At 42.6% G+C, this 26,485-nt stretch carries 28 protein-coding genes; 25 read left to right on the top strand and 3 right to left on the bottom strand.

Annotation, left to right across the window (positions count from 1 at the left end; all coding sequences use genetic code 11):
• The 20 genes from lpxK (at position 1) to pyrF (ending at position 15,186) form a co-directional block, all read left to right on the top strand.
• The gene (lpxK, locus tag VXP95_RS05325) at positions 1-1,005 is read left to right on the top strand and encodes a tetraacyldisaccharide 4'-kinase (protein ID WP_280560451.1); all 1,005 of its coding nucleotides are present in this window, start codon (positions 1-3) and stop codon (positions 1,003-1,005) included.
• Between the two features lie 12 nt (positions 1,006-1,017).
• Positions 1,018-1,779 (top strand): 3-deoxy-manno-octulosonate cytidylyltransferase, encoded by a 762-nt coding sequence (kdsB, locus tag VXP95_RS05320; protein WP_191730583.1) that lies wholly within the window; start codon positions 1,018-1,020, stop codon positions 1,777-1,779.
• A gap of 14 nt (positions 1,780-1,793) precedes the next feature.
• Entirely contained in the window at positions 1,794-2,774 is a 981-nt protein-coding gene (locus VXP95_RS05315; protein WP_416711622.1) for a DNA polymerase III subunit delta' C-terminal domain-containing protein, read from the top strand.
• Between the two features lie 15 nt (positions 2,775-2,789).
• A complete protein-coding gene (locus tag VXP95_RS05310; protein WP_004645468.1) occupies positions 2,790-3,131 on the top strand; it encodes a PilZ domain-containing protein in 342 nt (113 codons plus the stop codon).
• A gap of 27 nt (positions 3,132-3,158) precedes the next feature.
• A complete protein-coding gene (locus tag VXP95_RS05305) occupies positions 3,159-3,932 on the top strand; it encodes a TatD family hydrolase (protein WP_416711621.1) in 774 nt (257 codons plus the stop codon).
• A 40-nt stretch (positions 3,933-3,972) separates the two neighbouring features.
• Positions 3,973-4,587, top strand: a complete 615-nt coding sequence (locus VXP95_RS05300; protein ID WP_064102723.1) for a TetR/AcrR family transcriptional regulator — start codon at positions 3,973-3,975, stop codon at positions 4,585-4,587.
• A gap of 9 nt (positions 4,588-4,596) precedes the next feature.
• Positions 4,597-5,148: a type II secretion system protein gene (locus VXP95_RS05295; RefSeq protein WP_144723775.1), complete on the top strand. Its 552-nt coding sequence runs from the start codon at positions 4,597-4,599 to the stop codon at positions 5,146-5,148.
• Positions 5,138-5,656, top strand: coding sequence for a type II secretion system minor pseudopilin GspI (gene gspI, locus VXP95_RS05290; RefSeq protein WP_225215720.1), 519 nt, complete (start codon positions 5,138-5,140; stop codon positions 5,654-5,656). The genes VXP95_RS05295 and gspI overlap by 11 nt, the downstream gene beginning before the upstream one ends.
• On the top strand, positions 5,653-6,288 hold the full coding sequence (gene gspJ, locus VXP95_RS05285; RefSeq protein WP_191730584.1) for a type II secretion system minor pseudopilin GspJ: 636 nt from the start codon (positions 5,653-5,655) through the stop codon (positions 6,286-6,288). Before gspI ends, gspJ begins: the two co-directional genes overlap by 4 nt.
• A gap of 12 nt (positions 6,289-6,300) precedes the next feature.
• Positions 6,301-7,272 (top strand): type II secretion system minor pseudopilin GspK, encoded by a 972-nt coding sequence (gspK, locus tag VXP95_RS05280; protein ID WP_144723776.1) that lies wholly within the window; start codon positions 6,301-6,303, stop codon positions 7,270-7,272.
• A 151-nt stretch (positions 7,273-7,423) separates the two neighbouring features.
• Complete coding sequence (locus VXP95_RS05275) at positions 7,424-8,020, top strand: 6-pyruvoyl trahydropterin synthase family protein (protein WP_416680708.1); 597 nt, start codon at positions 7,424-7,426, stop codon at positions 8,018-8,020.
• Between the two features lie 46 nt (positions 8,021-8,066).
• The gene (gene ung, locus VXP95_RS05270; RefSeq protein ID WP_064102719.1) at positions 8,067-8,780 is read left to right on the top strand and encodes a uracil-DNA glycosylase; all 714 of its coding nucleotides are present in this window, start codon (positions 8,067-8,069) and stop codon (positions 8,778-8,780) included.
• Positions 8,777-9,898, top strand: coding sequence for an enoyl-CoA hydratase/isomerase family protein (locus tag VXP95_RS05265; RefSeq protein ID WP_416711619.1), 1,122 nt, complete (start codon positions 8,777-8,779; stop codon positions 9,896-9,898). Before ung ends, VXP95_RS05265 begins: the two co-directional genes overlap by 4 nt.
• 6 nt (positions 9,899-9,904) lie before the next feature.
• Positions 9,905-10,420 (top strand): tRNA adenosine(34) deaminase TadA, encoded by a 516-nt coding sequence (gene tadA, locus VXP95_RS05260; RefSeq protein WP_064102717.1) that lies wholly within the window; start codon positions 9,905-9,907, stop codon positions 10,418-10,420.
• A 60-nt stretch (positions 10,421-10,480) separates the two neighbouring features.
• Positions 10,481-10,912 (top strand): SRPBCC family protein, encoded by a 432-nt coding sequence (locus VXP95_RS05255; protein ID WP_416711618.1) that lies wholly within the window; start codon positions 10,481-10,483, stop codon positions 10,910-10,912.
• A gap of 17 nt (positions 10,913-10,929) precedes the next feature.
• Complete coding sequence (gene cmk, locus VXP95_RS05250) at positions 10,930-11,613, top strand: (d)CMP kinase (RefSeq protein ID WP_144723781.1); 684 nt, start codon at positions 10,930-10,932, stop codon at positions 11,611-11,613.
• Positions 11,614-11,723: 110 nt separating this feature from the next.
• Entirely contained in the window at positions 11,724-13,400 is a 1,677-nt protein-coding gene (rpsA, locus tag VXP95_RS05245) for a 30S ribosomal protein S1 (RefSeq protein WP_064096561.1), read from the top strand.
• 163 nt (positions 13,401-13,563) lie between these two features.
• The gene (locus VXP95_RS05240) at positions 13,564-13,869 is read left to right on the top strand and encodes an integration host factor subunit beta (protein ID WP_064096560.1); all 306 of its coding nucleotides are present in this window, start codon (positions 13,564-13,566) and stop codon (positions 13,867-13,869) included.
• A gap of 21 nt (positions 13,870-13,890) precedes the next feature.
• Positions 13,891-14,256, top strand: coding sequence for a lipopolysaccharide assembly protein LapA domain-containing protein (locus VXP95_RS05235; RefSeq protein WP_064096559.1), 366 nt, complete (start codon positions 13,891-13,893; stop codon positions 14,254-14,256).
• 249 nt (positions 14,257-14,505) lie between these two features.
• Positions 14,506-15,186, top strand: a complete 681-nt coding sequence (gene pyrF / locus VXP95_RS05230) for an orotidine-5'-phosphate decarboxylase (protein ID WP_416711617.1) — start codon at positions 14,506-14,508, stop codon at positions 15,184-15,186.
• Positions 15,187-15,589: 403 nt separating this feature from the next.
• Here pyrF and VXP95_RS05225 read toward each other — a convergent pair whose 3' ends face one another.
• Together VXP95_RS05225 and VXP95_RS05220 are read right to left on the bottom strand one after the other, a co-directional pair.
• Positions 15,590-16,498 (bottom strand): lysine exporter LysO family protein, encoded by a 909-nt coding sequence (locus tag VXP95_RS05225; RefSeq protein ID WP_064096557.1) that lies wholly within the window; start codon positions 16,496-16,498, stop codon positions 15,590-15,592.
• A gap of 67 nt (positions 16,499-16,565) precedes the next feature.
• Positions 16,566-18,062 carry a flavin-containing monooxygenase gene (locus tag VXP95_RS05220; RefSeq protein WP_416711616.1) on the bottom strand — a complete coding sequence of 499 codons (1,497 nt, stop codon included), beginning with the start codon at positions 18,060-18,062 and terminating at the stop codon, positions 16,566-16,568.
• Between the two features lie 144 nt (positions 18,063-18,206).
• Between VXP95_RS05220 and VXP95_RS05215 the strand changes: the two genes are divergently transcribed.
• The 5 genes from VXP95_RS05215 (at position 18,207) to VXP95_RS05195 (ending at position 25,312) form a co-directional block, all read left to right on the top strand.
• Positions 18,207-19,214, top strand: coding sequence for an AraC family transcriptional regulator ligand-binding domain-containing protein (locus VXP95_RS05215; protein ID WP_416680702.1), 1,008 nt, complete (start codon positions 18,207-18,209; stop codon positions 19,212-19,214).
• Positions 19,215-19,298: 84 nt separating this feature from the next.
• The gene (zapE, locus tag VXP95_RS05210) at positions 19,299-20,450 is read left to right on the top strand and encodes a cell division protein ZapE (protein ID WP_416711614.1); all 1,152 of its coding nucleotides are present in this window, start codon (positions 19,299-19,301) and stop codon (positions 20,448-20,450) included.
• Between the two features lie 365 nt (positions 20,451-20,815).
• Positions 20,816-22,981 carry a malate synthase G gene (locus tag VXP95_RS05205; RefSeq protein ID WP_416711612.1) on the top strand — a complete coding sequence of 722 codons (2,166 nt, stop codon included), beginning with the start codon at positions 20,816-20,818 and terminating at the stop codon, positions 22,979-22,981.
• A 127-nt stretch (positions 22,982-23,108) separates the two neighbouring features.
• The gene (locus VXP95_RS05200) at positions 23,109-24,557 is read left to right on the top strand and encodes an aldehyde dehydrogenase family protein (protein ID WP_416711610.1); all 1,449 of its coding nucleotides are present in this window, start codon (positions 23,109-23,111) and stop codon (positions 24,555-24,557) included.
• Positions 24,558-24,649: 92 nt separating this feature from the next.
• Positions 24,650-25,312 carry an SOS response-associated peptidase gene (locus tag VXP95_RS05195; protein ID WP_416711608.1) on the top strand — a complete coding sequence of 221 codons (663 nt, stop codon included), beginning with the start codon at positions 24,650-24,652 and terminating at the stop codon, positions 25,310-25,312.
• Between the two features lie 78 nt (positions 25,313-25,390).
• On the opposite strand, the gene VXP95_RS05190 is transcribed toward VXP95_RS05195, so the two are convergent.
• Positions 25,391-25,855: a MarR family winged helix-turn-helix transcriptional regulator gene (locus VXP95_RS05190; protein WP_416680698.1), complete on the bottom strand. Its 465-nt coding sequence runs from the start codon at positions 25,853-25,855 to the stop codon at positions 25,391-25,393.
• Positions 25,856-26,485 lie beyond the last annotated feature (630 nt).

Genomic DNA, 26,485 nt, shown 5'->3' with positions numbered 1-26,485 from the left:
ATGGCACTGGCACAAATCATTCAGGATGCTTGGAATGCACAGGCAAAGTGGCTGGTGGTGCTGCGTCCTTTGTCATGGTTGTATCGCCTGGGTTTTATCAGCAATCACTGGCTTTATCAAAAAGGCATTAAAAAAAGTTATAGCGCGCCGATTCCCGTTATGGTGATTGGTAACATCACAGTCGGTGGTAGCGGGAAAACACCTTTGCTGATTCATCTGGTGGATTATTTAACCGAGAAAAATGTTCGGGTAGGCGTGATCAGTCGAGGCTATGGCGGCCAAGGTCCATTTCCTGCCTATGTCGACTTTAATACCTTGCCGGAGATTGTCGGAGATGAGCCTGCCTTGATTGTACAGGCAACAGGCGTGCCGATGGCAGTTGGTCCCAACCGGCAGAAAAGTATCGAGTTGCTGCTGCACAAACATGAACTGGATCTGATTATCTGTGATGATGGCCTGCAGCACTGGGCCTTGAACCGCCAGATTGAGTGGATTGTGCTGGATAATAATCGCGGTCTGGGCAATCAGAAACTGCTTCCAGAAGGTTATCTACGTGAACCAGTGACCCGTTTGAAAACGGGAACCGTAATTGAGCATGCAGCCCATCCAGGTTCTGAACTGAATATGCATCTGGCTGCATCACAGCCTTATTTGCTCAATCAGGACAGCACTAAAATCTTTAACCCTCAAGCGGCTTTTTATGCGGTGGTCGGCATTGGCTTTCCACAGCGGTTTTATCAGACCTTGCAAAATTTAGGCATAGAACAATTTCAGTGTCATGAGTTTCCAGACCATCATGACTATGATATTGAGGATTTACAGTTTGATGATAGTAATCCGATCATTACGACTGAAAAGGACGCAGTAAAAATTATGGCGCTACTTAAACAATATCCAGATTTTAAACAGGATATCTGGGTGGTGCCAGTCGATGCAGTCCTATCGCCAGCCTGCTATACAGTCTTGCAGCAACAGTTACAACAATACGGTATTCAAATTTCTTAAGGCTCATTCATTATGAAACACATTGTTATTCCTGCACGTTTCGCCAGTTCACGTCTGCCGGGTAAACCGTTGCTGGAAATTCATGGTCGTCCCATGATTCTGCGGGTAGTGGATCAAGCCAAAAAAGTGCAAGGTTTTGACGATCTGTGTGTGGCAACTGATGATGAACGTATTGCCGCTGTTTGCCGTACTGAAGGCATTGATGTGGTGATTACCTCAGCGGATCATCCTTCCGGCACAGACCGCTTGAGTGAAGTGGCTCGAATTAAAGGCTGGGCCAGTGATGACATTATTGTCAATGTACAGGGGGATGAACCTTTACTGCCGGCGCAACTGGTAAAACAGGTGGCTCAACTTCTAGAAGATCAGCCTGAATCTTCCATGTCGACGCTATGTGAGCCGATCCATCAATTGGATGAATTCAAGCGTGACAGCATTGTGAAAGTCGTCATGTCAAAACACCAGCAGGCACTGTATTTTAGCCGTGCCACCATTCCTTATGACCGTGATGGCGCGAAACTGGCTGAACCAAAACTGCATGATCAAGCCTATCGTCATTTAGGCCTGTATGCCTATCGGGTCAAACTGTTGCAAGAATATGTGACCTGGGAAATGGGTGTGCTGGAGAAACTGGAATCTCTAGAACAGTTACGGGTTCTGGAAAATGGACACCGTATTGCTATTGCGGTGGCTGAAGCCAATTTGCCGCCAGGGGTGGATACCCAGGAAGATCTGGATCGCCTGAATCAGATGGATCTTTCCCATTTTGCCTAAAAAGAGTCAAATACATGCCTTTTGATGTCAATGCACATATCTATCCATGGCAGCAACAGGTTTGGGAAACCCTGACCGGGCGCTTTCCCAAGCTTGGGCATGGTTTATTGTTTTATGGAAAAAAAGGCTGTGGCAAAGAAGCGTTTACCCAACAGTTTCTGGCTTGGGTGTTATGCCTGAATCGTCAGCCTGTGGGGTCATGTGGTGAATGCAGTAGCTGTCAATGGTTAAAGGCAGACACCCATCCCAACTATGTGCATATCAGTACCGATGACGACAATAAAAAACAGAATGCCAAAATCAAGATTGAGAAGATTCGTGATTTATTGCCTTTTGTGCAACAGACTGTAGATGGCTGGCGCGTGATTGTGATTGAACCGGCAGAAGCCTTGAATATTGCTTCTGCCAATGCCTTGCTTAAAACACTGGAAGAACCCGGTGATAATACAGTCATTATTTTACTGGCGAATCATTATTTAAAATTGCCCGCGACCATACGCAGTCGTTTGCAGCATTTTGCTTTAGACCGGATTTCTGCAGAACAATTTAGCGATTATGTCCAGAATCAGCTCCCGGATGCAGGTGCTAGCCAACAACAGTTATTGATGAACCTGTCTAATCAGATGCCATTACAGGCATTAGAGGTTGCACAAAGTGCTTGGCTGCCACTGCGTCAGGACTTTCTGCAAGACTGGCAAAAACTGGTCATGCAAAAAAATATGCCACTGGCAATTGCGACCAAATGGAATAAAAACCTGAATTTTAGTGACTTTGCTCAAATGTTTGAATACTTGTTGTCCGATTTAATTTGTGTCAAGCTAAATCAGACGGTGAAAAACATTGACCTTGAATTCAATGTACTTGCCGAACAATATTCATTAGAAGCACTTTTTAAAATTTATGAGGATTTTCAGCAAGCCAAGCGATACCTTGAACAGAATGTCCAGAGCAATCTGGTCATTGATGAATTGTTTATCAAGCTGATGAATCTTTAATTAAGGGGAAATCACATGCAACCACGTATGGGCGGTATTATTCAGGCTACTATTCCTGACATCGAAACATTGTTTGCCAGCTATATGCCTTATGTTGTGGGTGGTGGGCTTTTTATTCCTTCCAAGCAGCCGGTCAAACTGGGCGAAGAAGTTTTTGTATTGACAACTTTGCCTGACCAGACCCAGAAAATTCCTTTAACTGGTAAAGTCATCTGGGTCTCGCAAAAGCAGAATGGCATCAAGCCCCAAGGCTTTGGCATCCAGTTAAGCGGTGAAAAAGGCGTTTATTTCAAAAATGAAGCAGATCGTCTGGTTGCAGGTCTTAAATCTGAAGGACGTAAAAGTTACACTATGTAGTTAATTTACCCTTGATAGGAACGCATTGTGTTTGTAGATACTCATTGTCATTTAACCCTGCTTGATTTGACACCATATTATGGTGATCTGGATCAGGCATTGGCTCAGGCTCGTGAAGCCGGTGTTTCCAAATTCATGAGTATCTCGGTCGATCTGGATGATCATATCGAGCTGGCCAAAATTGCCGCGCGTCATGCAGATGTCGGTTATACCGTTGGCGTACATCCTTGCGAAGATGCTGCCACCATGGCGCGTGCCACAACTGAATATCTGGTCGAGCTGGCGCAACCGGAAAAAGTCTGGGCGCTCGGTGAAACCGGTCTGGACTATTATCACAGTACCGATTTTATTGCAGAACAGAAAGCCTGCTTTGCCCGGCATATCCATGCATCACAAATCGTGAAAAAACCTGTAGTCGTTCATACTCGTTCCGCTAAGCATGATACTGTCGATATTATCCGGGCGGAAAAATCGACTCACGGGATTTTGCACTGTTTTACCGAAGACTGGGAAACTGCAAAAGCAGTACTGGACTGCGGTTATTATGTGTCATTTTCCGGAATTGTTTCCTTTAAGAATGCGCAAGATTTGCGTGATGTCGCCAAGCAGGTTCCGCTGGATCGTGTGCTGATTGAAACCGATAGTCCTTATCTTGCGCCAATGCCGTATCGTGGTAAATCTAATGAGCCTAAATACGTTCCTTATGTAGCCAAAGCGCTTTGCGATGTATATGATAAGTCAATAGAAGAAATGGCTTATATCACAAAGCAGAACTTTGAAAATCTTCTGAATTTAAAGTAAATAAAGTTATATAAAGTACAAGAGAGTTTATAGGGTGAAGATGGATCGTCAGGCTCAGTTTCGAGCAAGAGAAACCTTGATTTTTCAAGTTGCAGAACAGCTCCTGCTGGAAAATGGTGAAGCGGGAATGACGCTAGATGCGCTTGCTGCCGAGCTTGATCTGGCCAAAGGGACACTTTATAAACATTTCCAGAGTAAAGATGAGCTGTACATGCTGCTGATTATCCGTAATGAGCGCATGTTGCTGGAAATGATTCAGGATAGCGAGAAAGCTTTTCCTGAACATCTGGCCTTCTTTATGCTGCATCATTTGCATCATCCTGAGCGTACCGTGCTGTTTCACCAGATTGAAGAACGCCTGTCAACAACTGGCGTTGGAATTCAGCACCTGTTTAGCGAACTTTATCAGGTACGTAAACAGCGCTTACGTCTGATTATCCGTATGACAGAAACTTATCTGGCATCCATCAACAGCCATATGTCAGTACGCGATTATCTGGCTTCGATCTGGTCGCTGACCCATGGTGCTGCAGCAATTCTCAATTCCAGTTTCTATCAGCGTTATCTGGGTTCACGAGATACCTTGCGTGTAGCCTATATTGATCAGGCACTGGCTTTGCCCAAGCAGGTACATCCTGCCGAGCAGTTTGCCTAAGGTCGTCCTATGATCAGATCACCTCACAGCGCAGTTCGTGGCTTTACCTTAATCGAATTGATGGTGGTGATTGTGATCATGGGTATCATGGCGTCTTTGGTGCTGTTAAATACCAGTGGTGTCGATCAGCGTAAGGCCATGCAGGCGCGTGAAATTTTATTAATGGACTTGCAGCGGGTATTACGAGAAGCCAATGACCAGTCCAGGATACTCGCGCTTGATGTTCAGACTGCGACAGATGTCACGCCATTTCGTTATGGAATTATAGAGTATCGTTCAGCAGAGCAGAGCGGTCAGAACCTGCAAAATGAGAAATGGCAAAGTTATGCAGATTTTAAATTGCGCAGTTTGCCTGATCATGTTTCCTTCCAGATTCAGACCTTGGAGCAGCAGCGTTTTGCCAATGCAAAAAACCGTGATCTGACTCAGGCAAATTCTCCTCAGTTAATCTGGCTCGGCAATGGTGAGGTTAAACCGGTACGGATTCAGTTCTTTTTCGAAGAGCGTGAAATAGGAGCTGCCATTGAAGTTGACCATCTGGGTAAAATCAATGAAATCTAGATATTTCAAGCAGAATGCTGGCTCGGATGTTATCAAGTCGTTTAAGCCCAGTGTTTATGGATTTGATCATGTGTACTGCGAGCATAGGACTTCGTCTTGCGTTCGGACGAAACGTTGTTTCGTTTATCCTCGCTCAGGTTTTACCTTGCTGGAAGTCATGGTGGCCCTGGCAATTTTTGCGACAGCAGCCATGACCTTGACCAAAGTCGCAATGCAATATACCCAGTCGACCTCAAATGCTATTTTGCGGACTAAGGCGCAGTTTATTGCTTTAAATGAAGTGGCAAAAATGGAAATTAATCAGGAATGGATGGAAGGGACGGCTTCTAAACAGCTGACCCAGCAAGGTGAAACCTGGAAAATCGATAAACGCAGTGAACCGACAGTAAGTCCCAACGTACAACGAATTGAGTTGCAGGTCAGTCTGATCAACCCGGACAATGGTCAGGTAGAATCTGGTATCAGCAGCCTGACGTTCTTTAATCATCGCATGAACAATACTCCATGAAACCTAAAGGATTTACCCTGGTTGAATTATTGGTCGCAATTGCGATCTTTGCAGTATTGTCTGCTTTAGGTTGGAAAGTTTTTGATTATATTGTCAAAACCAAAGATCAGAATGTGATTCATGAACAGCGTTTAGGGCAGTTACAGGAAACATATCAGCAAATTCTACGAGATACCGTACAGGCAGTGCCCTTAACGGCCAACATTAATGGAGATATACAGCCGGCTCTGGTGTTGCAGAACGGACGCTTTAATTTCAGTAAAACCGGGGTAACTGATCCTTTGCAAGAAGGAATTTCTCCCGATGAGCGCATTGAATATCAATACCGGCCTGATGAGCAGAAACTTTATCGCCTGAAATACCGGAACCTGAATCAAACCGGCCAAGACCAGCCGGAATCTAGTGTTTTATTGTCGGAAGTTGAACAATTTCAGATTGTGGTGCTTAATCCGAATGAACTCACGCAATGGCCGGATGCCTCTGTGGATCTGAACCAGTTAGAGCAGAAGCAACGTTTGCCCAAAGGGATTAAAATCAATTTAACCGTAAATGCTATTAGCTATGAATGGATATTTAGTTTGTTAAACACAGATTTTTTGCTTGATGCTCAGAATACAGGCCAACCAGGCTAAGAATAATAAGAAATGAAAATGAAAAAAGCGATCATGATCAAACAGCAACAAGGCATTGCACTGATTACCATTTTAGTGATGGTGGCATTGGCGACTATTCTCGCTGCCACAATTGCAAAGCGTCAGGCTGCCACAGCAGAAAGTACTGCTTATCTGATGCGCCAAAATCAGTCTCTTATATATGCCAAAAGTGCTGAGGCCTTTTTTTCAGAACTCTTGGTCGATGATGCCGAAAATGCCGCTGAGGTTGATCATTTACAGGAAACCTGGGCGCAGCCCATGCCGGCTTTTCCGGTAGAAGACGGGTATGTCTCAGGAATAATACAGGATGAATCGGGCAAGTTTAATTTAAATAGCCTGGTCACTGCTGAAGGTACGGTGAATGAAAATGCCAAGGTATGGTTTGAGCTGATCTTAAAGCGCGCCGGTTTACCCGCACAGCTGAGTGAAGCAGTCATTGACTGGCAGGATGAAAATGAGATTCCCAGCGGTTCGATGGGTGCTGAATCTAATTATTATCAAGGCTTGCCCAATGCGGCTTTGCCCCCAAACGCAAAGTTTCATAGTGTGGAAGAATTAAAACTGATTCGCGGCTTTGAAGAAAATAAATATAAACTGATTGAATCTTATCTCAGTGCCGCACCCATGCAGGACAGTACAGTCAATATCAATACAGCCTCGGCTTTTCTTCTGGCCAGTATGGATGAAAAGCTTGATGTGAATGCAGTGCAGCAGTTACTGGATCAGCGTCAGGCCAATTTGGAGCATTTTTCCAATGTTTCTGAGTTATGGGCGCTTGAGCCTTTTGCTCAGGTCGAGGCAGCTAAGCGAAATGTGTTGAACAGTCTGCTTGGAGTGCAATCCAATTATTTTAAAGCCCAAATTGAAGTGGTTTTAAGTGAGCGCAAGCGTCAGTTTAGCAGTGAGCTGGTGCGTCGGGATAAACAGGTTTATGTCGCTTACCGCAGCATGGCGCCCTTTTAAGTATAGTTTATAAATTATACAAATCGAATGGATCTGAATATGGCTTGATGCCTTTTCCCTATCATGCTAAACAGCAAAATTAATCCTCAAAGCTCTACTTTTGCTTTATAATCATAATTAATTCACCTATTTTTTGACGACATTACGGCATATGTTAATTCGTAAGTTATTTAAGTTTGAGAATGCTCATATTGTGCGTAACTGCACGTCAGATCGCTGTAAGCGTTCGATCCATGGCCATAGCTATAAAGTCGAGTTATTGCTGAAAGCCTCGAAGCTGGATCATGGCCAGATGGTTTATGATTTTGGTCTGCTCAAAGGGGTGATTAAGGATTTCTTTGATTCATTTGACCATGCAATCTGCTTCTGGCAAAAAGATGATCCTGAATATATTCAGGCTTGCAAGAATTTTAGTGCGCGTTGGGTTTCTTTGCCGGTTTCGCCATCTGCAGAACAGTTTTCTCGCATTTTCTTCTTTCTGGCACAGCAGGTGCTGGTATCGACGGTGACGCAAAATGGCGAGGGTGATGTTGAAGTCTATTCTGTGATTGTGCATGAAACCGACACAGGCTATGCACAGAGTTTTCTAGAAGATATTCAAAATGAACAGATGGGTGTTTTGAGTCTTGACCAGATCGAGTTCTCGGAGCAGGTGCAGGCTGAATGGGCAGATCCGGACATGTTTGCCAAGCTGAAACAGGGTGTGCCATTTCATAACCCTGCAGTAGATTTACAGGTACAGATCTAGAGTCTGCATGACTTTAAATCGATTGACATAGATTTAGGATTGAAGAATGTCTTTAAATGAACAGCAACTGGCCAAACTGAATAAAGTTCAGTTGGATGAAAGCTGGAAATACGGATTGAGTGATTTTTTACTCAGTCCGAAAATGGATGAATTAAAAGCATTTCTCCTTGAAGAAAAAAAAGCGGATAAAGTCATTTATCCACCGAATCACCTGATTTTTAATGCTTTGAATACTACGCCGCTAGATCGGGTCAAGGTCGTAATTATTGGTCAGGATCCTTATCATGGTCCAAATCAGGCACATGGCTTAAGCTTTTCAGTGCAAAAAGGGGTTGCATTGCCCCCATCTTTACGTAATATCTTTCACGAGTTGCACAATGATTTAGGCATAAAGATTCCTAAGCATGGTGACTTGACGCACTGGGCGGAACAGGGCGTACTTTTGCTGAATGCTGTACTGACAGTGGAAGCCGCTCAACCAACTTCACATCAGAAACGTGGCTGGGAAGATTTTACTGATCACGTCATTGATGTATTGAATGAACAGCGTGAACATATTGTATTTATTCTTTGGGGCGCATACGCACAGCGTAAAGGACAGCGCATTGACCAAAATAAACACCTGGTATTAAAAGCAGCGCATCCGTCGCCTTTGTCGGCTAACCGGGGTGGTTTTTTTGGTTGTAAAGTTTTTTCGAAAACAAATAATTATCTCAAACAACATGGCATTGAGCCTATAGATTGGCAGCTGGACGCATGACATATTCTCCTGTAACTAAACCTTACCATCCGGATCTGATTGTTGAAGAAGCGAACAATGGCTGGCGTATCGTTCGCTTGAATCGACCAAAATCTTTGCATGCTCTCGATGAATCGATTGCTTCCGCACTTCTGGAAGTATTTCAGGATTTTCATCATGATGACAGCGTCAAAGCCATCTGGCTTGATTCAACCACACCGAAAGCTTTCTGCGCAGGTGGGGATGTACGTAAGCTGCGTCAACTGGTTATTAATGATGAAGTGGCGGCTGCCAATAAGTTCTTTGAGCAGGAATACGCGCTCGATCTGTTATTGCATAATTATGCCAAACCCGTTTTAGTCTGGGGCGAGGGTTATGTAATGGGTGGTGGTTTGGGCCTGTTTATGGCGGCGCCTTTCCGTTTAGTGACACCGTATTCGCGTTTGGCGATGCCTGAAATTAATATCGGTTTATATCCAGATGTAGGTGCAACCCGTTTCTTGGCGGATCGTGGTGCACTAGGTCTATTCACAGGCTTGACCGGTTCTATTATGACTGCTGCCGGCGCTTACGGGATTGGCTGGGCCACCCATATTTGTGATGCACAGCGTGATTCAGTTTTGCATAAAGTCGTTAATATCGATTGGGGTCATTATCCTGCAGGTGACTTTCGTGCCATTGATGACACCCTGAACAGTATGCACCGTCCGGTAGGTCCAGGACCGCTGCAAAACTCCCTGGATGTCATTCATAGTGTTTGTCGTGGTATCAACTTTGAGCATGATTATGAGTCAATTATTGGCCTCAGTGACGCACGCAGTGACTGGTTACGTCAGGCCAGTGAAAACCTTAAAAAAGGTTCACCCACCACTGCAGCCTTGACCTGGCTATTATGGCAATGGGGTAAGCAGGTACATTCCTGGAAGGAAGTTTTTGAACTGGAAGTTCAGATATCAGACTGGAAAATTCGTCATCATGATTTTGTTGAGGGTGTACGAGCACGTCTGGTCGATAAAGATCTTTCTCCTGAATGGAAAAAGGGTACAGATATGAGCTTGAAAGGAATCTTATCTCAAAATCCTCCAGTTACGACTATTGAAAGCTGGAATGACATGCTCAAGCAGTATGGTGTGATTTAAGTCTCAATGTCCGAAACACAATTTACAGATGAATACTGGATGCAGCATGCTTACGAGCAGGCTGCACTTGCTGCTGCACAGGGTGAAATTCCCGTGGGTGCGATTATTGTCAGCCAGAATCAGATCATTGGCCAAGGGTTTAATGCGCCGATCACATTAAATGATCCGACTGCACATGCAGAAATTGTTGCACTGCGGGATGCTTGTCAAAACATTCAAAATTATCGGTTACCTGAAGATGCGGTACTGTATGTAACCCTCGAGCCATGCACCATGTGTGTCGGCGCACTGGTTCATTCACGGGTTTCACGGGTAGTATTTGGGGCATTTGAATCGAAAGCAGGCTCACTGGTGAGCGCACGCCAACTGTTTGAAACTGGCTATTATAATCATGTGTTTCCTTTCAAGGCGGGTTGTATGCAGCAGCAATGCTCGGAACAGTTAAGTGTATTTTTTAAAGTGCGTCGTGAACAGAAACGGCAACTCAAGTTACAAGAAAAGTCATTAAATACGCAGAAATAATTCTAGCTTATCCGCTAGAATTTGCTCACTTTCAAATATCTGTAATTTTCAGGAATAATAATGAACAGTATTCAAGTAAAAAAAGAATTTCCGGCAGCAATTGATGATGTCTTTAATTTGATGTCCAAGCATGCCACCTATAATGTGGCTTTTGCACCGATGCAGGTTGAGCGAATCAAGGATTCTGCAGATGTTGAATATCCAGATGGGCTGGGTTCAGTGCGTGCAATGGGGGTGGGGCCAGTGAAGCCGCTGAAAGAACAAATTACTCTGTTCGAGCCGAATAGCCGCATCGAATACCAGATTATTAAAAATCCGCTGATCAAGCATCATTTGGGTATTATTGAATTTGAAGCGCTGACTGATGATAAAACACTAGTGACTTATACGATTGAATTGCAGGCACGAGCACCTTTTGTGAGTAAATTAATCCTTGCACAGTTACGGGCAGCGATTAAACTAGGCCTGATAAAACTCGCAAAATCTGTTTAAACAACAACGGGAAAGCAATGACAGTTCAAATTATTACCATTGATGGTCCAAGTGGGTCGGGCAAAGGTACGTTGGCAGCGAAACTGGCTGCGCATTATCAGTTTCATTTATTAGACTCTGGTGCTTTATACCGTCTTTTGGGTTTGTCATTGCATCATCATGATTTGCTGGACTCATTGGATACCAAATTGCCAGAATGCGTACAAATCGCAACAAATCTGGATATCCAGTTTGTGAATACAGACACCGGGGTGCAGGTGTGGCTGGATGGCGAAGATGTGTCCCAAACCATTCGTACTGAGCGGGTGGGGGAATTTGCTTCAAAAGTCGCAGCAATTCCTGAGCTTAGAACCGCCATGGTTTCACGTCAACATGCTTTTGCACAGGCGCCGGGCTTGGTGGCGGACGGGCGTGATATGGCAACCAGCATCTTTCCTAACGCCCAAGCCAAGATATATTTGACTGCCTCGGCTGAATCGCGCGCGCAAAGACGTGTAAAGCAGTTGCAGGGTATGGGGCTGGATGTTAAAATAAACGACATTTTAGCTAATATCATTGCACGCGATAAACGAGATATGGAACGCACTGTCGCTCCGCTCAAGCCTGCCGATGATGCTTACATTATCGACAGTTCAGATTTGAACATCGATGAAGTATTCCAGCTGATGACTACTTATGTAGATCAGCAGTTAGCAAATTAACCCAATTTTATCAGCAAACGCATAGCTTGATCAGTTTTATATGGACTATGTAGATGCTTAATTAAACCGGCCTTGTCTGATCCAAGACCGCTGACTTTATCGGAAATATCATGACCGAATCTTTTGCAGCCCTCTTTGAAGCAAGCGAATTAAACCTCAACGTTGAAAAGGGTGCAGTAATCCAGGGCGTTGTAGTAAGCATTGACTCTGATTGGGTAACTGTTGACACTGGCCTTAAATCTGAAGGCGTTGTTGACCGTGCTGAGTTCTTAAATGAACAACGTGAACTTGAAGTTCAAGTTGGCGACACTGTAGACGTAGTTGTTGAAGCACTTGACAACGGTATGGGTCAAACAGTTCTTTCTCGCGAAAAAGCTAAACGCGCAGAAACTTGGACTAAACTTGAAAAAATCTTTGAAGACGGCGAAATCGTTACTGGTGTTATCTCTGGTAAAGTTAAAGGTGGTTTCACTGTTGACATCGGTCCAGTACGTGCGTTCCTTCCAGGTTCTTTAGTTGATACTCGTCCTATTCGTGATACTACTCACCTAGAAGGCAAAGAGTTAGAATTTAAAGTAATCAAACTTGACGCTAAACGTAACAACGTTGTTGTTTCACGTCGTGCTGTTATGGAAGCTGAATCTTCAGCTGACCGTGAAGCTCTTCTTGCTCAGCTTGAAGAAGGTCAAACAGTTACTGGTACTATTAAAAATCTTACTGACTACGGTGCATTCGTTGACCTTGGCGGTATTGATGGTCTTCTTCATATCACTGACATGGCTTGGAAACGTATCAAGCATCCTTCAGAAGTGGTTGAAGTGGGTCAAGAAGTTACTGTTAAAGTACTTAAATTCGACCGCGAACGTAACCGTGTTTCTCTAGGTCTTAAACAACTTGGCGAAGATCCATGGTTAGCGATCATGAACCGTTACCCTAAAGGTTCAATCGTTAAAGCGCGCGTAACTAACCTGACTGATTACGGTTGTTTCGCTGAAATCGCTGAAGGCGTTGAAGGTTTAGTACACGTTTCAGAAATGGACCACACAAACAAAAACATCCACCCATCTAAAGTAGTTCAGATTGGTGACGAAGTTGATGTTATGGTTCTTGAAGTGGACGAAGAGCGTCGTCGTATTTCTCTTGGTATCAAACAAACTCGTGCTAACCCATGGGAAGAGTTTGCTAAAGAGCACGACAAAGGCGAAAAAGTTTCTGGTACGATCAAATCTATCACTGACTTTGGTATCTTCATCGGTTTACCAGGCGGTATCGACGGTCTAGTTCACCTGTCTGATATTTCTTGGAACGAACAAGGCGAAGAAGCAATTCGTCGTTACAAGAAAGGTGACACTGTTGAAGCGGTTATCCTTTCTGTAGACGCTGAAGGCAACCGTATCAGCCTTGGCATCAAACAAATGAACAACGATCCGTTCAATGATTTCCTTGCTGCTAACGAACGCGGTGCTTTGGTTAAAGGTACTGTAACTGCAGTTGATGCTAAAGGCGCAACTGTTAAGTTGGCTGACGAAGTTGAAGCGACTCTGAAAGCATCTGAAATCAATCGCGATCGCGTTGAAGATGCAACTAAGTTCCTTGAAGTTGGTCAAGAAGTTGAAGCGAAGATCATCAACGTTGATCGTAAATCTCGCGCAATCAACTTGTCTATCAAAGCGAAAGACGAAGCTGAAGAGAAAGAAGCAGTTGCTAACTTGAAAACAGCACCAGCTGGTCAAGACAATGGTCCTAAAACTATTGGTGACCTGATCAAGGCGCAAATGAGCAACTAAGTAAGCGTCTGAATTGTATTGTTAATGTAAATTAACTAATACTTTTTATACAAATACTGTAAACGGTAGCGTAGTATTTAATTATTGCGCTACCGTTTTGTATTTAAACAGGTTATTATCTGGAAATAGATCCCAAGTAGCTTGATAATTAAAGAGGTCGCAGATGACTACTGAAGCACTTAATAAGTCTGACTTAATAGAGCGTATTGCGTTAAAAAATCCGCATTTGGCTGAACCCTTAGTGGAAGAAGCAGTTAAAATCATGATCGATCAAATGATAGAGGCTTTATCATCTGATAATCGTATCGAGATTCGTGGATTTGGTAGTTTTGCATTGCATCACCGTGAACCGCGCGTAGGGCGTAACCCTAAAACTGGTAAATCAGTAGAAGTGGCTGCAAAAGCAGTTCCGCACTTCAAACCAGGTAAGGCACTTCGTGATGCGGTAAACGAGTCTGCACAAAAATAATTGTAAATATACGGGGTGCTCATGCGTTACGTTCTGGTCATTCTATTATTAGTACTGTTTGGTTATTCATTAGCTTTAGTTCTGCAAAATGGTACTGAATTGTCAGTGGACTTGTTATTTACTCAAGTTCCAGCAATGCGCCTGGGATTATTACTTCTCCTCACTTTATCTTTGGGTGTAGTTTTGGGCCTGTTATTAGGTGTTCAGATCTTCAGGGTTTTTCAGGCGAATTGGGAAATTAAAAGGCTTCGTAAAGACATTGAACACCTACGTAAAGAACAATTGAATTCAGCCAAGTTAATGGCTGCTGAAGCAGCCGTCCATACCCGGCATGAAAAAACTGTGTTAGATATTAATTCTAATGACCGACCATCGACACCACTTTAGGTGAAAGTGCCAGGCAAAAGTTGTTTTTAAACATTTTATATTGCCAATTTTAATTAAACGCCTTTTAACTTAGCTTTAAAGGCGTTTTTTATTATTTATCTATATATAATTATAGCTAAAATAATATTTAAAATTATATAAATAAATAACTTAGTTTGAATTACCAAGTATATTTTGTGAAAATATTCTTGGTCGGCATGAGCTTAGTCCGTATAATATCTTAATTTTGTCAATTTGAAGGGTCTACTCATGAGTATCATCGTTGCACTGGATGCTAAAAGCCAATTTGATGCCTTAACGATTGCGGAACAGCTAGATCCTGCTTTATGTCGAGTAAAGGTTGGCAAAGAGTTATTTACCCATGAGGGGCCAATCATTGTCAAAGCACTTCAAGATAAAGGTTTTGATGTATTTCTGGATCTGAAATTTTATGACATTCCAAATACAACAGCACAGGCAGTATGCGCGGCAGCAGATCTGGGAGTGTGGATGGTCAATGTACATGCTTCAGGTGGCCGTAAAATGATGGAAACCTGTGTAGAGCGGTTAAAAGCAGGTAATTATAAGACTCAGTTGATTGCCGTCACAGTTCTTACCTCGATGGGCCGTGAAGACTTAAAGGATATTGGTCTGGATATTGAACCCAATGAGCATGTAAAACGTCTGGCTCAGCTGACCAAAGACAGTGGTCTAGATGGTGTGGTCTGCTCAGCTCAAGAAGCAAAAATGTTGCGTGAAACGATTGGAAAAGACTTTGCATTAGTGACACCCGGCATTCGTCCAGAAGGGTCAAATGCAGATGACCAGAAACGTATTGTAACACCAAAACAGGCGATGCTAGATGGTTCAACGCATCTGGTGATTGGTCGTCCGATTACCCAGTCTAAAAATATGCGCCAAACCTTAAAAGATATTCTAGATACCTTGTAATATGATTTGACCAACAAAAAGCCTTTCCAATGAAAGGCTTTTTTTATATATTCAGAAAATATCAATAATAATTAAAGGAAAACCTATGAATACATCTGAATTACCTTCAGAAAAGGAACAGAATGATCTGATTCAAAGTGTTCAACAGGCGGAACAGCTTCAGCAACAAGAACAGTAGCAATAACAGGCAAGCTCAACAGATTGGACAGCGGGAATTGATGTGGTCAGTTTGGCATCTGATGCTATCAGTCTGGTTTCGGATGTTGTTGAAACAGTAGGCGATGCCTTAAGTGATATTGATTTAAGTTTTTAGTCAGCCCTCTCAGCCTCCTTGTTTGTGTTTCGTTTTAAAACCCTGCTTTAAAACTGACTCAGGGAAGAGAGTGAGAAAGCGATAAAGTAATTAAATCACTGCCAGTACACTTACCATGACTGGTGCTAACAGTGACAAAATGAAACCGCTGACCATAGCATGCGGAATAAAATCATGCCCGCACGCCTGTTTAACCATCGGTAAAGTCACATCCATTGCAGTTGCACCCGCTGCTGAAATCGCAGATCTTGGATATCTCCAGCCCATACAATACATCAGTAAAATGGCAAAAATTTCTCTAAACAGGTCATTCATCAGGGCGATACTGCCGAGTTCAGCGTTACGAAGTTCCGTGACAACGACGCCTGACATCGAATAAAAGCCATAGCCTTGTGACAGCATGATCAAATCTTTCAGATCCATCTGGGTATTCCAGAATGAATATGCGATGACTGCAAATAATGAACCAAAAATACAACCGATCGGGACCAGTAGAATTTTAAAATTTAACCAGGATCGATCTAAGGGTGAGTTGGCCAGATCTAGGCCAATCATGAACATAAATACCAGTAATAAATGCCAGGTGCTGATTTGCAGGGACAGATCAAATAGACTCAAGCCTGCATGTAAAAAGTATCCGCCGGCGAGAGCCAAAAAGGCATAGCTCATGTTCAGTAGGGATTTAAGCACCAGGTCGACGGATACTCGACCGGAACTAGGAAGATAACCTGCCCATTTAAATAGAAGATAACAAAATGCAAAAGCACCGAGTGAAGTCAGAAAGGCAATACTGATCGAGGTGCTCAGAATCTGGAGAGGATGCTGTAATTCATCGACAAGCTGTGAAAATTCAAAGGCAATTGCAATCAATAATACATAGCTAAAATAGGGCAATAGCTTGAAACAGATTTTAATAATAGGTTGCGGAATTCGTTTTGCCATAGCAAAACCGAGTGCTAGACAGAATAGAAGCTGAAAGATGAGCCAGAGCGATTGCATAAGTTTAATGGATTGAAAAATTTACCTTTAAATTATGCCATCGCTTGATATCGGATGCTAAAGTCTTTTAGGTAAGTTTATTGAATAATTGATAATCTGCAGCATTGATTTTTTTGGTTTTTAGCCAGTATTTCCAGGTATAAGTCGGCCACAAGGCGAAATTCTTACCACCTTCCTGCTGATACCAGCTTACACAGCCAGATTGCCAAACAGTCTTTTCAAACATATGTTGCACCTGCTGATTAAATGTATCTTGCGCCTGCTCTTTGACCATGATGGCATCACTATGAGATTGATCGACTAGTTTTATTAGTTGCAAGATATACTCAACTTGCGCCTCGATCATAAAAATCACAGAATTGTGCGCCAATAAAGTATTGGGTCCCAATAACTGAAACAGGTTTGGAAAATCTTTTACACAAATTCCATAATAGCTTTCAGCGCCTTGTTTCCAGACGTCATTCAGCTCTGCACCATGGAGTCCGGTGCATTGAAAATTCTTCATATAGATACGTGGATCTGTAATGAATCCGGTACCATAAATCAGACAGTCAATCGGCCGCTCTTTTCCATCTTGGGTAATGACACTGTGTTCAGTCAGTTCCTGAATCTTCTCGGTCACCAGTTCTACATTGTGGCGGTTAAAAGTCGGAAAGTAGCGGTTTGAAACCAGAATGCGTTTACAGCCCATGATGTAATCGGGAGTCAGTTGTTTGGCCAATTCAGGATTTTTAACCTCATATTTAATCAGCAGTTCTGCCAGTTTTTGGGTGAATTTCATAATGCCAGGTTTGACAATCGGTACGACACGCGATTCATTTGACCAATACAGGCGGGTGCGATGTAACTTTCGAAACCAGTCATATTTTTTAAATAGTTTCTTTTCAAAGTCGGGGTAGATACGTTCATCACGAGGAATGATCCAGGCCGCTGTACGTTGCATGACGTAAAGTTGTTTGCATTGTGGAGCGATTTCCGGAATATATTGAATCGCGCTACCACCTGTCCCGATTGAAGCAACATTTTTGCCATTCAGGTCATATGTGTGATCCCATTGTGCGGAATGAAAGACTTTGCCCTGAAATTTCTCAATACCGGGTATATGTGGGATTTGGGGAATATGCAATGGCCCAGAAGCGAAGATAACGAACTGGGCTTCAAGGATACTTTGATCCTGAAGCTGTAATTGCCATAGACAGCGATCTGCCTGGTAATGTGCAGCCAGAACTTCAGTATTTAAACGGCAGAAAGCACGGAGATTATAGTCAGTTACCAGATCCTGAATATAAGAAAATATTTCTGGTGCTTCAGCGTAACGTCTGGACCAATTGCTTTTTGGAGCAAATGACAGGGAATACAAATGTGATTGCACATCACAGGCTGCTCCCGGATATTGGTTATCTCGCCAAGTCCCACCAAAATCACTTCCTTTTTCCAGAATAACGAAGTCATAAATACCCTGTTGCTGTAAACGTATTGCCATGGCAATACCGCCGAAACCGGCTCCAATAATGGCAACTTTGGTATGGGGATGGGAGCCTGTAGCAGTGGCGTGATCTAGCATTTGTACATTCCTTGCTTATTTTAATGTGGGATATTTATCGTAATCTGCTCCTTAGTGATTAGACAGAAAATTGATCTAAACGGCAATAGCCGGCATATTATTTTTATAGTACAACTAGAGAAATCACATTGTACTTGTATGGTTATGAAACGTTCTGTTCTCAGTCTGATGTATTTGATTCAAGGGATGCGTAAGGCTGGTATGCAGGTCGATCAGAAACTGCAAAACATTGGGCTGCGTGTAGATGCCTTTGATCCAAGCTCGATTATCCATCCGAGTCTGGAAAATGATGTGCTCAAGGTGGTGGGGCAGGAAATTCAGCCTGAACAAGGATTGTTGATTGGCCAGCATTATGCCTTGGCAGGCTATGGTCCCTTACTCATGTTGCTGGTGACGAGCCCTACGGTACGTGATGCACTGAATCAGGTGATCCGTTTTCAGCAGTTGACGCATCTGACCGGTCAATTGGCTTTGGAGCATAGCGAACATTATAGTGCGCTATGTTATCGAGCCAAGCAGCTAGATGACCATTTGGGAAGGTTGCTGGCACAGGCGGAGATTTCCGGAACTTTTAAGTTTATCCGGGAAATTTACAAAATGATGGGTTTATCCAAACCTGATTTGCGGATTGAGTTGCCATTTGCCTATCCGGCAAATCCGAATACCTTAAAGATCTATCATGATTATTATGGGAATCAGGTACAGTTTGATGCACCTCGGGCGGCATTCTGGTTTGATGAAGCGGTTCTGGATATTAAAATTCCCTCGAAGGATGAGGAAACTTTTGCAATCTATGAAGCCAAATGTCTGGCTGAGCTAGAGCGGTTGCAGGAGGACGAAAAGACACCGACTGTGGTGCAGCGGGTGCAGGATTATCTGGAAATCCAAAGCGGTCTAATGCCAAGTATGGCTGAAACTGCACAGGCACTGAATATTCCCGAACGGACCTTGCGGCATCAGTTACAGCAATGTGATACCAGTTATAAGCAGATTCGTGAAGAGATTATTAAAGATAAAGCTTTGCGATTAATTGAATATAAGCAGTATTCGATTGAAATGATTGCAGAATTATTGGGCTATTCCGAGCCGGCCGCTTTTAACCATGCCTTTAAACGCTGGTTTGGGCAAAGTCCTCGGCAATATATAAAATAGCCTAAGTTTGTTTATGCCAAAGTGTTATAGCGTGTTGATTAAACTCCGTTATAATTAAATTGATCCCAAATAGTACGAAATTCTATGTCCGATTTTAATTCACAGCACAGCACCGCCTTTAGTCCGATTTCTCCTGCAGAACGTTATGCACAAGCAATATCTTCTGGACAGTTTATGCCCGATGAAGCACAAGCGATGGCAGTACATGAACTGAATCGTGTCTGGCTGGAATTGATTCAGCGATTTAAGGCATCGAAAAAAGCATTCCGCCGCTTTCGCCGTCAGACATCTCCGAAAGGAGTATATATGTGGGGTGGGGTGGGGCGTGGCAAAACCTGGCTCATGGATCAGTTCTATGATTCCATTCCGTTTCGCCGTAAAACCCGGATGCATTTTCATCATTTTATGCAGCATGTGCATCGTGAATTAAATAAGTTATCCGGGCAGCGTAATCCGCTAGATATCGTAGCGGACCGGATTTATAAAGAAGCAGTCGTCATCTGTTTTGATGAGTTTTTTGTATCGAATGTGACAGATGCAATGATCTTGAGCGATTTATTCCAGAAGTTGTTTGAGCGCGGCATTACCTTGATCGCTACCTCGAATATTGCACCAGACGGGTTATATAAAAACGGGATTCACCGCGACCGTTTCTTGCCAACGATTGAACTGGTCAAGAAAAATTGTGTGGTATTAAATGTCGATGCCGGAGTCGATTACCGTTTACGGGTTTTAAAACAGGCACAACTGTTTAAATTCCCGTTAACACATGATCATAAAAACTGGATTGCGCAGCGCTTTAATGCTTTAACCCAGGCTCAAACACGCTCTGAAGAACCGATTATTATCAACAACCGTATTGTTGAAACCGTAGCGCATACCGAAGATGTATTGTGGTGTGAATTCTCTGAGCTATGTTTAAAACCACGTAGCCCGGCTGATTTTATTGAAATCGCCAATATTTATAATACTGTTTTGGTCAGCAATGTTCCCCATCTAACCGATTTTCTGAGTGATGGCACGCGCCGTTTTATTTATCTGGTAGATGAGTTTTATGACCGCGGCGTCAAGTTGCTCTTGACCTCGGAAGATAATATTGTGGATATTTATCAGGGAGAGAAGCTGGCTTTTGAAATTGAACGAACCCGTTCCCGTTTGCTGGAAATGCAGTCGGATGAATACCTGAATTCAGAACATCGTCAGATCGAGAAAATAGTCTCTTTAAACGAAGAATAACAATAAAAGCGCTGGTTATTTACTGGCGCTTTTTTATAAAAATAGGTAGTTAAATTATCGACAAGCCTGATCAAACATGGCTTAATCTTGATCTAAATATGATCGTGTATAACTGGAATGCATAATTTTTGCTCGAAAATCTGAACTTAAGTCTAATTTCTACATTTCGAAAACTTTATACACTGTCATTAGGGTATTTAGCATAATGATATCTAATTGTGGCTGAGCTGAATCAAATATGTTTATGAGGGTATTCATATTGGAAAAAATGCTCAGTATTTAGCAATGTGATAATACTATTCAGCTAGATTTTAATCGGTATACTAGAATCTCTTGTATAAAAAGTAGCAATATCAGGAAAGACAATGACTGCACGTATTCAAAAAGGCAAGTTAGCGATTGCTAAAGAACTTTACGATTTTATCGAAAATGAAGCACTACCAGGTTCTGGTTTGGACAGCGAAACATACTGGAAGAACTTTGAACAAGTCGTTGTTGATCTTAGCCCTAAAAATAAAGCACTTTTGGCTAAGCGTGATGACATTCAGGCAAAAATTGATGAATGGCACCGCAATAACACATTTGAATTACAAGCTTACAAAGCTTTCTTGACTGAAATTGGCTACTTGTTACCAGAAGTAGAAGATTTTCAAATCAGCACTGAAAATGTAGACGAAGAAATTGCAGTATTGGCAGGTCCACAGTTGGTCGTACCAGTACGTAATGCACGTTACTGCCTGAATGCAGCGAATGCACGTTGGGGTTCATTGTACGATGCACTTTATGGCTTTGATGTGATCTCTGAAGAAGATGGTGCGGAAAAAAGCAAAGGCTATAACCCGAAACGTGGTGAGAAAGTTATCGCATTTGCGAAAAACTTCTTGGATGAAACTTTCCCGCTGGCGCAAGGCTCACATGCCGATGCGACTCAATACGCGGTTGAAGGCAGTAAACTGGTTGTAACCCTGAAAGATGGTTCAACCACAACGCTTGCAGATGCGTCTAAATTTGTAGGTTATAACGGTGAAGCCTCTGCACCAACAGAGGTTGTTTTAAAAAACAACGGCCTGCATGCCATCATTCAAATTGATGCCACTAGCCCGATTGGTCAAACTGACGCTGCTGGCGTAAAAGATGTGGTACTTGAAGCAGCTGTAACCACCATTCAAGACTTGGAAGACTCGGTTGCAGCAGTAGATGCCGAAGAGAAAGTTGAAGGTTACCGTAACTGGTTAGGCCTGATGCGCGGTACGCTGGAAGAATCCATCGAAAAGAATGGCAAAACTGTTACACGTAAACTAAATGAAGACCGTACTTTCAAAAATGTTGAAGGCGGTGAAACTAAGGTTCACGGTCGTTCATTGATGTTACTTCGTAACGTGGGTCATTTGATGACCAACCCGGCAATTCTGGTAGATGGCGAAGAAATCTATGAAGGCATCATGGATGCTTTGGTGACTCCACTGCTTACTATTGCTGACATTCGTGGTGAAAACACGATCAAGAACTCACGTAAGGGTTCAATGTACATCGTGAAGCCAAAAATGCATGGTCCTGAAGAAGTTGCATTTGCAGTTGAACTGTTCGAGCGTGCTGAACAGGCACTTGGCTTACCCGCGAAGACATTAAAAATCGGGATTATGGATGAAGAACGCCGTACCTCTGTGAACTTGAAGAACTGTATTGCTCAAGCCAAAGATCGTACCATCTTCATTAACACAGGCTTCATGGACCGTACGGGTGATGAAATCCATACCTTAATGGAAGCAGGTCCCTTTGTACGTAAGGGCGAGATCAAAGGCCAGGTATGGTTCCCAGCATACGAAAACCGTAACGTGATGATTGGTTTGCAAGCAGGTCTACGTGGTAAAGCACAAATTGGTAAAGGCATGTGGCCAAAACCAGACATGCTGCTTGACATGTACAAGACCAAAACCGAGCATCCTGAAGCGGGCGCAAGCTGTGCATGGGTACCTTCTCCAACAGGTGCGGTGATTCATGCGATTCACTATCATCAAATTAATGTGGCAAACCGTCAGAAAGAGCTTCTTGCGACTGAAGCATTGCCACTTGATGACTTGTTAACGCCACCGCTTGCAAAAGATACCAACTGGACAGAAGAAGAGAAGCTCAAAGAGCTTGAAAACAACTGTCAAGGTATTCTAGGTTATGTCGTGCGTTGGGTAGACTTAGGTGTGGGTTGTTCTAAGGTGCCAGACATTAATGATGTCGGTTTAATGGAAGACCGTGCGACACTCCGTATTTCTTCACAACATGTTGCTAACTGGTTACGTCACGGTATCGTAAGTCGTGAGCAGGTAGAAGAAGTTATGCAACGTATGGCAAAAATTGTGGATGAGCAAAATGCCAATGATCCACTTTATACGCCAATGTCTAATGACTTTGCCAATAATATTGCATTCCAGGCAGCGTCTGACTTGATCTTTAAAGGTGGTGAGCAACCATCAGGCTATACCGAACCACTTTTACATGCAGCGCGTTTAAAACTGAAAGGTTATACAGGTGACTAATCCTGTCTAATTGAAAAAGCCTCTTCGGAGGCTTTTTTATTGTCTAATGGTAAGCCGTTGTCGTCCTGACTGGAAATTTTCTAGCCGAACTCTTAAAGTGAGGAAAAGTATTCCAGGAAACAATAAAATGATGACGGTATATCAAAATTTAGACCAGCAGTTTATTCATGGCCAGTGGCAAGCCGGTACTTCAACTAGAATTATAAAAAATATCAATCCTTATACCCAGAGTGAAATTTTTAGTATGCCAGCGGCCAGTTCTGTTGATGTAGACAGTGCTTATACAGCAGCAGCGCAGGCTTTCCAGCAAGGTGCCTTAAAATCCATTGAAGTACGTAAAACAGTGCTGCAAAATGTGATCTCAATTATTCAGCAGCGTCGTGACGAAATCATTGACTGGCTGATCATTGAATCCGGTAGTACACGTATTAAAGCAGGCCTTGAGATAAATGCTGCTTTAGGCATTATTCAGGAAAGTCTGGCTTTTCCAGACCGGATCCAAACAGAACAGCTGGAAAGTAAGGATCCGGCACGTAAAAGTTTAGTTTTGCGTAAGCCTTTAGGTGTAATTGCTGTCATTAGCCCATGGAACTTTCCATTTCATTTGTCTTTACGCTCAGTGGCAACAGCAATTGCCTGTGGCAATACAGTGGTACTGAAGCCAGCCAGTGATACTCCGGTGACTGGCGGTACATTAATCGGCAAACTCTTTGAAGAAGCAGGATTGGCTGCAGGTGCGCTGAACATTGTTGCGGGTGCTGGCAGTGAAATCGGGGATTATTTTGTTGAGCATCCGGTACCTAAAATGATTTCATTTACCGGTTCGACTGAAGTGGGAAAAAGTGTCGGTAGCAAAGCTTTAGCCAGTTCCCGAATCAAGCGTCTGGCGCTGGAGCTGGGTGGCAATGCACCTTTGGTCATTCTGGATGATGCTGATCTTGATTTAGCTGTTGAATTGACCTTGATGGGGCGTTTCTTGCATCAGGGGCAAATTTGTATGAGTACCAACCGGGTTATTGTCGATGCCTCTATCCATGATGCATATATAGACAAGCTTCTGGATCGGGTCAAAATGATTCCGGTGGGCGATCCAAATCTGGAAGATACCGTGATCGGACCAATCATTAATCAGAGTCAGGTCAAAAAACATCAGCAGATCATTCAAACGGGCAGCGAGCAGGGCGCGCAACTGGTCTATGAAGGAGGCATTGAAGGAAATCTGGTTTCTCCGCATATTTTTATTGATGTCGCTGAAAATTCCGATCTGGCACAACAAGAAAGCTTTGGACCGATTTTACCTATCCTAAAAGCCCGTGATGAAGCACATGCTTTAGAGCTGGCCAATGCAACCGATTTTGGTTTGTCCAGTGCCGTATGTACTTCAAACATCGAGCGAGGCACTGCTTTTGCGGCACAACTGGATATTGGTATGACGCATATTAATGGGATTAGTGTTGCAGACCAGCCGAACGCACCTTTTGGGGGGGAGAAAAATTCAGGACTGGGACGTTTTAATGGACGCTGGATTTTTGAAGAATTTACCCGCACGCACTGGCTGACGGTTCCAAGTGAATAATAGTAAATAATATAAACTTACCTATAATCCATACAGGTTCACTGCAGGCGCCAAGTTATAATCTGTAAATCAAATGATTTATCTGATGAAGCATGTGCGCCAATTTTAAACCTTTAACCCTAGAGCAGTTGCATAATCTGGAGTTGCCAGAAATTTCTTTTGAATATCCAGAAGAGGTCTATCCCAATTATGCCACACCACTTTTATTTCATTCAGCTCAAGGACCAGAGTGGCGGTTGGTGAACTTTGGTCTTATTCCGAAATGGGCAGAAGATAAAAAAATAGGAACCAAAACCTATAATGCCAGAAATGAAACTTTACTTGAAAAGCCTACCTTTGCTGAAGCTACTGCCAAGTGTCATTTTGGTGTCATCCCGGTATCAGAATTTTATGAGTCCAAATATTTCGACAATAAACCGCAACGTTGGGGCATAAGACGTAAAGATGGTCAAGCGACTTTTATTGCGGCGCTCTATGAGATTGCTCGGGTACAAGGAGAAATAATACGCTCGGCCAGCATGATAACCATGGATGCAATTGGCCATCCAATGATGAAAGAGTTTCATGAGCCGGGTAATGTCAAACGATCGGTGATTGTAATTCCTCAAGATCGCCTAAAAGAATGGCTAACACTAAGTTATCCAGCTATTCACAGCTTTGTAGAGGGTTTTCCGGTAGAAGAGTTTGAATGTTCACATGTACCTAAAGAAAAAATCAAAAAAGTCAGTGCGCAACTAAACTTTTTTGATTCTTAGAAAGCTCTGGCGAATTATTTATTATTAAAAGCATGTAAGAAATTCGCCAGCGTCTATTTAAAATAAAAAATGAGACTCTTAACGAGCTAAATTTTTAAAAATATGACGTAAACTTTCCATGGTTTTTTCAATTTGCAAAGGTGTCAGACCTTCAAATGACTGTTCCAGTACAACATTGGTCAGGTCATTGATCTTATGGGTCATTTGTGTGCCTTTTTCGGTCAAAATCACTCGGGTAATCCGTGCATCATCCTCACATGAATAGGTTTCAACCAGACCTTCATCTTTTAAGCGGTAAACAATTTTCGTCGTGGTCGACATTTTAGAGACAACCATCTCTGATAAGTCAGAAACACTGGCATGCGGTTTGGATCTTAAGGCAAGAAGAATGCGGCGACGGGAATTGTCAACACCATACTTTTTTAGTGCATGGTCGACATTAAGGACGTATTGAGCATGAACCTGAGTTACCCAATAATATGGAAAGTTTTCTAAATTAAATTCTTCCGTACACGGCAAAAATTTTGCATATTTTTTAGTCATGAAATGTTCCTTGTATTTATTGTTCTAGGGCCCGTTCATTTTATGAAAAAGTTTATGCATGTTTCAACCTTTATTTTAAAAATGTTAAGGTCCTGACACTTTTTAGTTTTGCTTAACAGCCCAAGATATTGACGAGTTCTGCACGTCAGCCCTTTCAGGAGTAGGGATTGCTCATTAAAATCAGATAAAAGGCGATAACATTTTGTTAAAATTTAATTCTTCATTGGATATTTGGCTTGTAGAAAAGTGTTGTAGGACACTTGATGATTACTCATCAGGCGCTCCAAATAAATTTTCCTATAAAATATTGTATTTTAATAAATTAACTGATCGAGAGTAGAGGACAGTAAAGTGGTTTAGTGAACTCGTTAGACTGCTCATTCGAAGCTAAACTTTTAAGTGATTGTTCCTTCAATGAAAAAATATTTTATAGTTCACTTCTTAAATCACATTAAAAATAAGAGGGATAAACTATCTATAGTTAACTTATGATAAGTTTTCATTAAATTATAATAAGTTATGTAGAAAAAATTGAAATTAATCAATTTCAGCATCTGCTAGGTAGTTAAAAAGCCGCTGTAACCCTATGACCATGTAATTTTTTTGTAAATTAATACATTACAAATTATT

The organism is Acinetobacter sp. 226, assembly GCF_048147925.1.
GTDB lineage: Bacteria > Pseudomonadota > Gammaproteobacteria > Pseudomonadales > Moraxellaceae > Acinetobacter > Acinetobacter pecorum.
Note: the sequence above shows the minus strand (reverse complement) of the source record. Positions and strands in the feature narration are given on the sequence as shown.

Bases quoted from the DNA above. Each gene is read 5' to 3' on its own strand.
- lpxK (WP_280560451.1), top strand. From the start codon at position 1: ATGGCACTGGCACAAATCATTCAGGATGCTTGGAATGCACAGGCAAAG.
- kdsB (WP_191730583.1), top strand. From the start codon at position 1,018: ATGAAACACATTGTTATTCCTGCACGTTTCGCCAGTTCACGTCTGCCG.
- VXP95_RS05315 (WP_416711622.1), top strand. From the start codon at position 1,794: ATGCCTTTTGATGTCAATGCACATATCTATCCATGGCAGCAACAGGTT.
- VXP95_RS05310 (WP_004645468.1), top strand. From the start codon at position 2,790: ATGCAACCACGTATGGGCGGTATTATTCAGGCTACTATTCCTGACATC.
- VXP95_RS05300 (WP_064102723.1), top strand. From the start codon at position 3,973: ATGGATCGTCAGGCTCAGTTTCGAGCAAGAGAAACCTTGATTTTTCAA.
- VXP95_RS05295 (WP_144723775.1), top strand. From the start codon at position 4,597: ATGATCAGATCACCTCACAGCGCAGTTCGTGGCTTTACCTTAATCGAA.
- gspI (WP_225215720.1), top strand. From the start codon at position 5,138: ATGAAATCTAGATATTTCAAGCAGAATGCTGGCTCGGATGTTATCAAG.
- gspJ (WP_191730584.1), top strand. From the start codon at position 5,653: ATGAAACCTAAAGGATTTACCCTGGTTGAATTATTGGTCGCAATTGCG.
- gspK (WP_144723776.1), top strand. From the start codon at position 6,301: ATGAAAATGAAAAAAGCGATCATGATCAAACAGCAACAAGGCATTGCA.
- VXP95_RS05275 (WP_416680708.1), top strand. From the start codon at position 7,424: ATGTTAATTCGTAAGTTATTTAAGTTTGAGAATGCTCATATTGTGCGT.
- ung (WP_064102719.1), top strand. From the start codon at position 8,067: ATGTCTTTAAATGAACAGCAACTGGCCAAACTGAATAAAGTTCAGTTG.
- VXP95_RS05265 (WP_416711619.1), top strand. From the start codon at position 8,777: ATGACATATTCTCCTGTAACTAAACCTTACCATCCGGATCTGATTGTT.
- tadA (WP_064102717.1), top strand. From the start codon at position 9,905: ATGTCCGAAACACAATTTACAGATGAATACTGGATGCAGCATGCTTAC.
- VXP95_RS05255 (WP_416711618.1), top strand. From the start codon at position 10,481: ATGAACAGTATTCAAGTAAAAAAAGAATTTCCGGCAGCAATTGATGAT.
- cmk (WP_144723781.1), top strand. From the start codon at position 10,930: ATGACAGTTCAAATTATTACCATTGATGGTCCAAGTGGGTCGGGCAAA.
- rpsA (WP_064096561.1), top strand. From the start codon at position 11,724: ATGACCGAATCTTTTGCAGCCCTCTTTGAAGCAAGCGAATTAAACCTC.
- VXP95_RS05240 (WP_064096560.1), top strand. From the start codon at position 13,564: ATGACTACTGAAGCACTTAATAAGTCTGACTTAATAGAGCGTATTGCG.
- VXP95_RS05235 (WP_064096559.1), top strand. From the start codon at position 13,891: ATGCGTTACGTTCTGGTCATTCTATTATTAGTACTGTTTGGTTATTCA.
- pyrF (WP_416711617.1), top strand. From the start codon at position 14,506: ATGAGTATCATCGTTGCACTGGATGCTAAAAGCCAATTTGATGCCTTA.
- VXP95_RS05225 (WP_064096557.1), bottom strand. From the start codon at position 16,498: ATGCAATCGCTCTGGCTCATCTTTCAGCTTCTATTCTGTCTAGCACTC.
- VXP95_RS05220 (WP_416711616.1), bottom strand. From the start codon at position 18,062: ATGCTAGATCACGCCACTGCTACAGGCTCCCATCCCCATACCAAAGTT.
- VXP95_RS05215 (WP_416680702.1), top strand. From the start codon at position 18,207: ATGAAACGTTCTGTTCTCAGTCTGATGTATTTGATTCAAGGGATGCGT.
- zapE (WP_416711614.1), top strand. From the start codon at position 19,299: ATGTCCGATTTTAATTCACAGCACAGCACCGCCTTTAGTCCGATTTCT.
- VXP95_RS05205 (WP_416711612.1), top strand. From the start codon at position 20,816: ATGACTGCACGTATTCAAAAAGGCAAGTTAGCGATTGCTAAAGAACTT.
- VXP95_RS05200 (WP_416711610.1), top strand. From the start codon at position 23,109: ATGATGACGGTATATCAAAATTTAGACCAGCAGTTTATTCATGGCCAG.
- VXP95_RS05195 (WP_416711608.1), top strand. From the start codon at position 24,650: ATGTGCGCCAATTTTAAACCTTTAACCCTAGAGCAGTTGCATAATCTG.
- VXP95_RS05190 (WP_416680698.1), bottom strand. From the start codon at position 25,855: ATGACTAAAAAATATGCAAAATTTTTGCCGTGTACGGAAGAATTTAAT.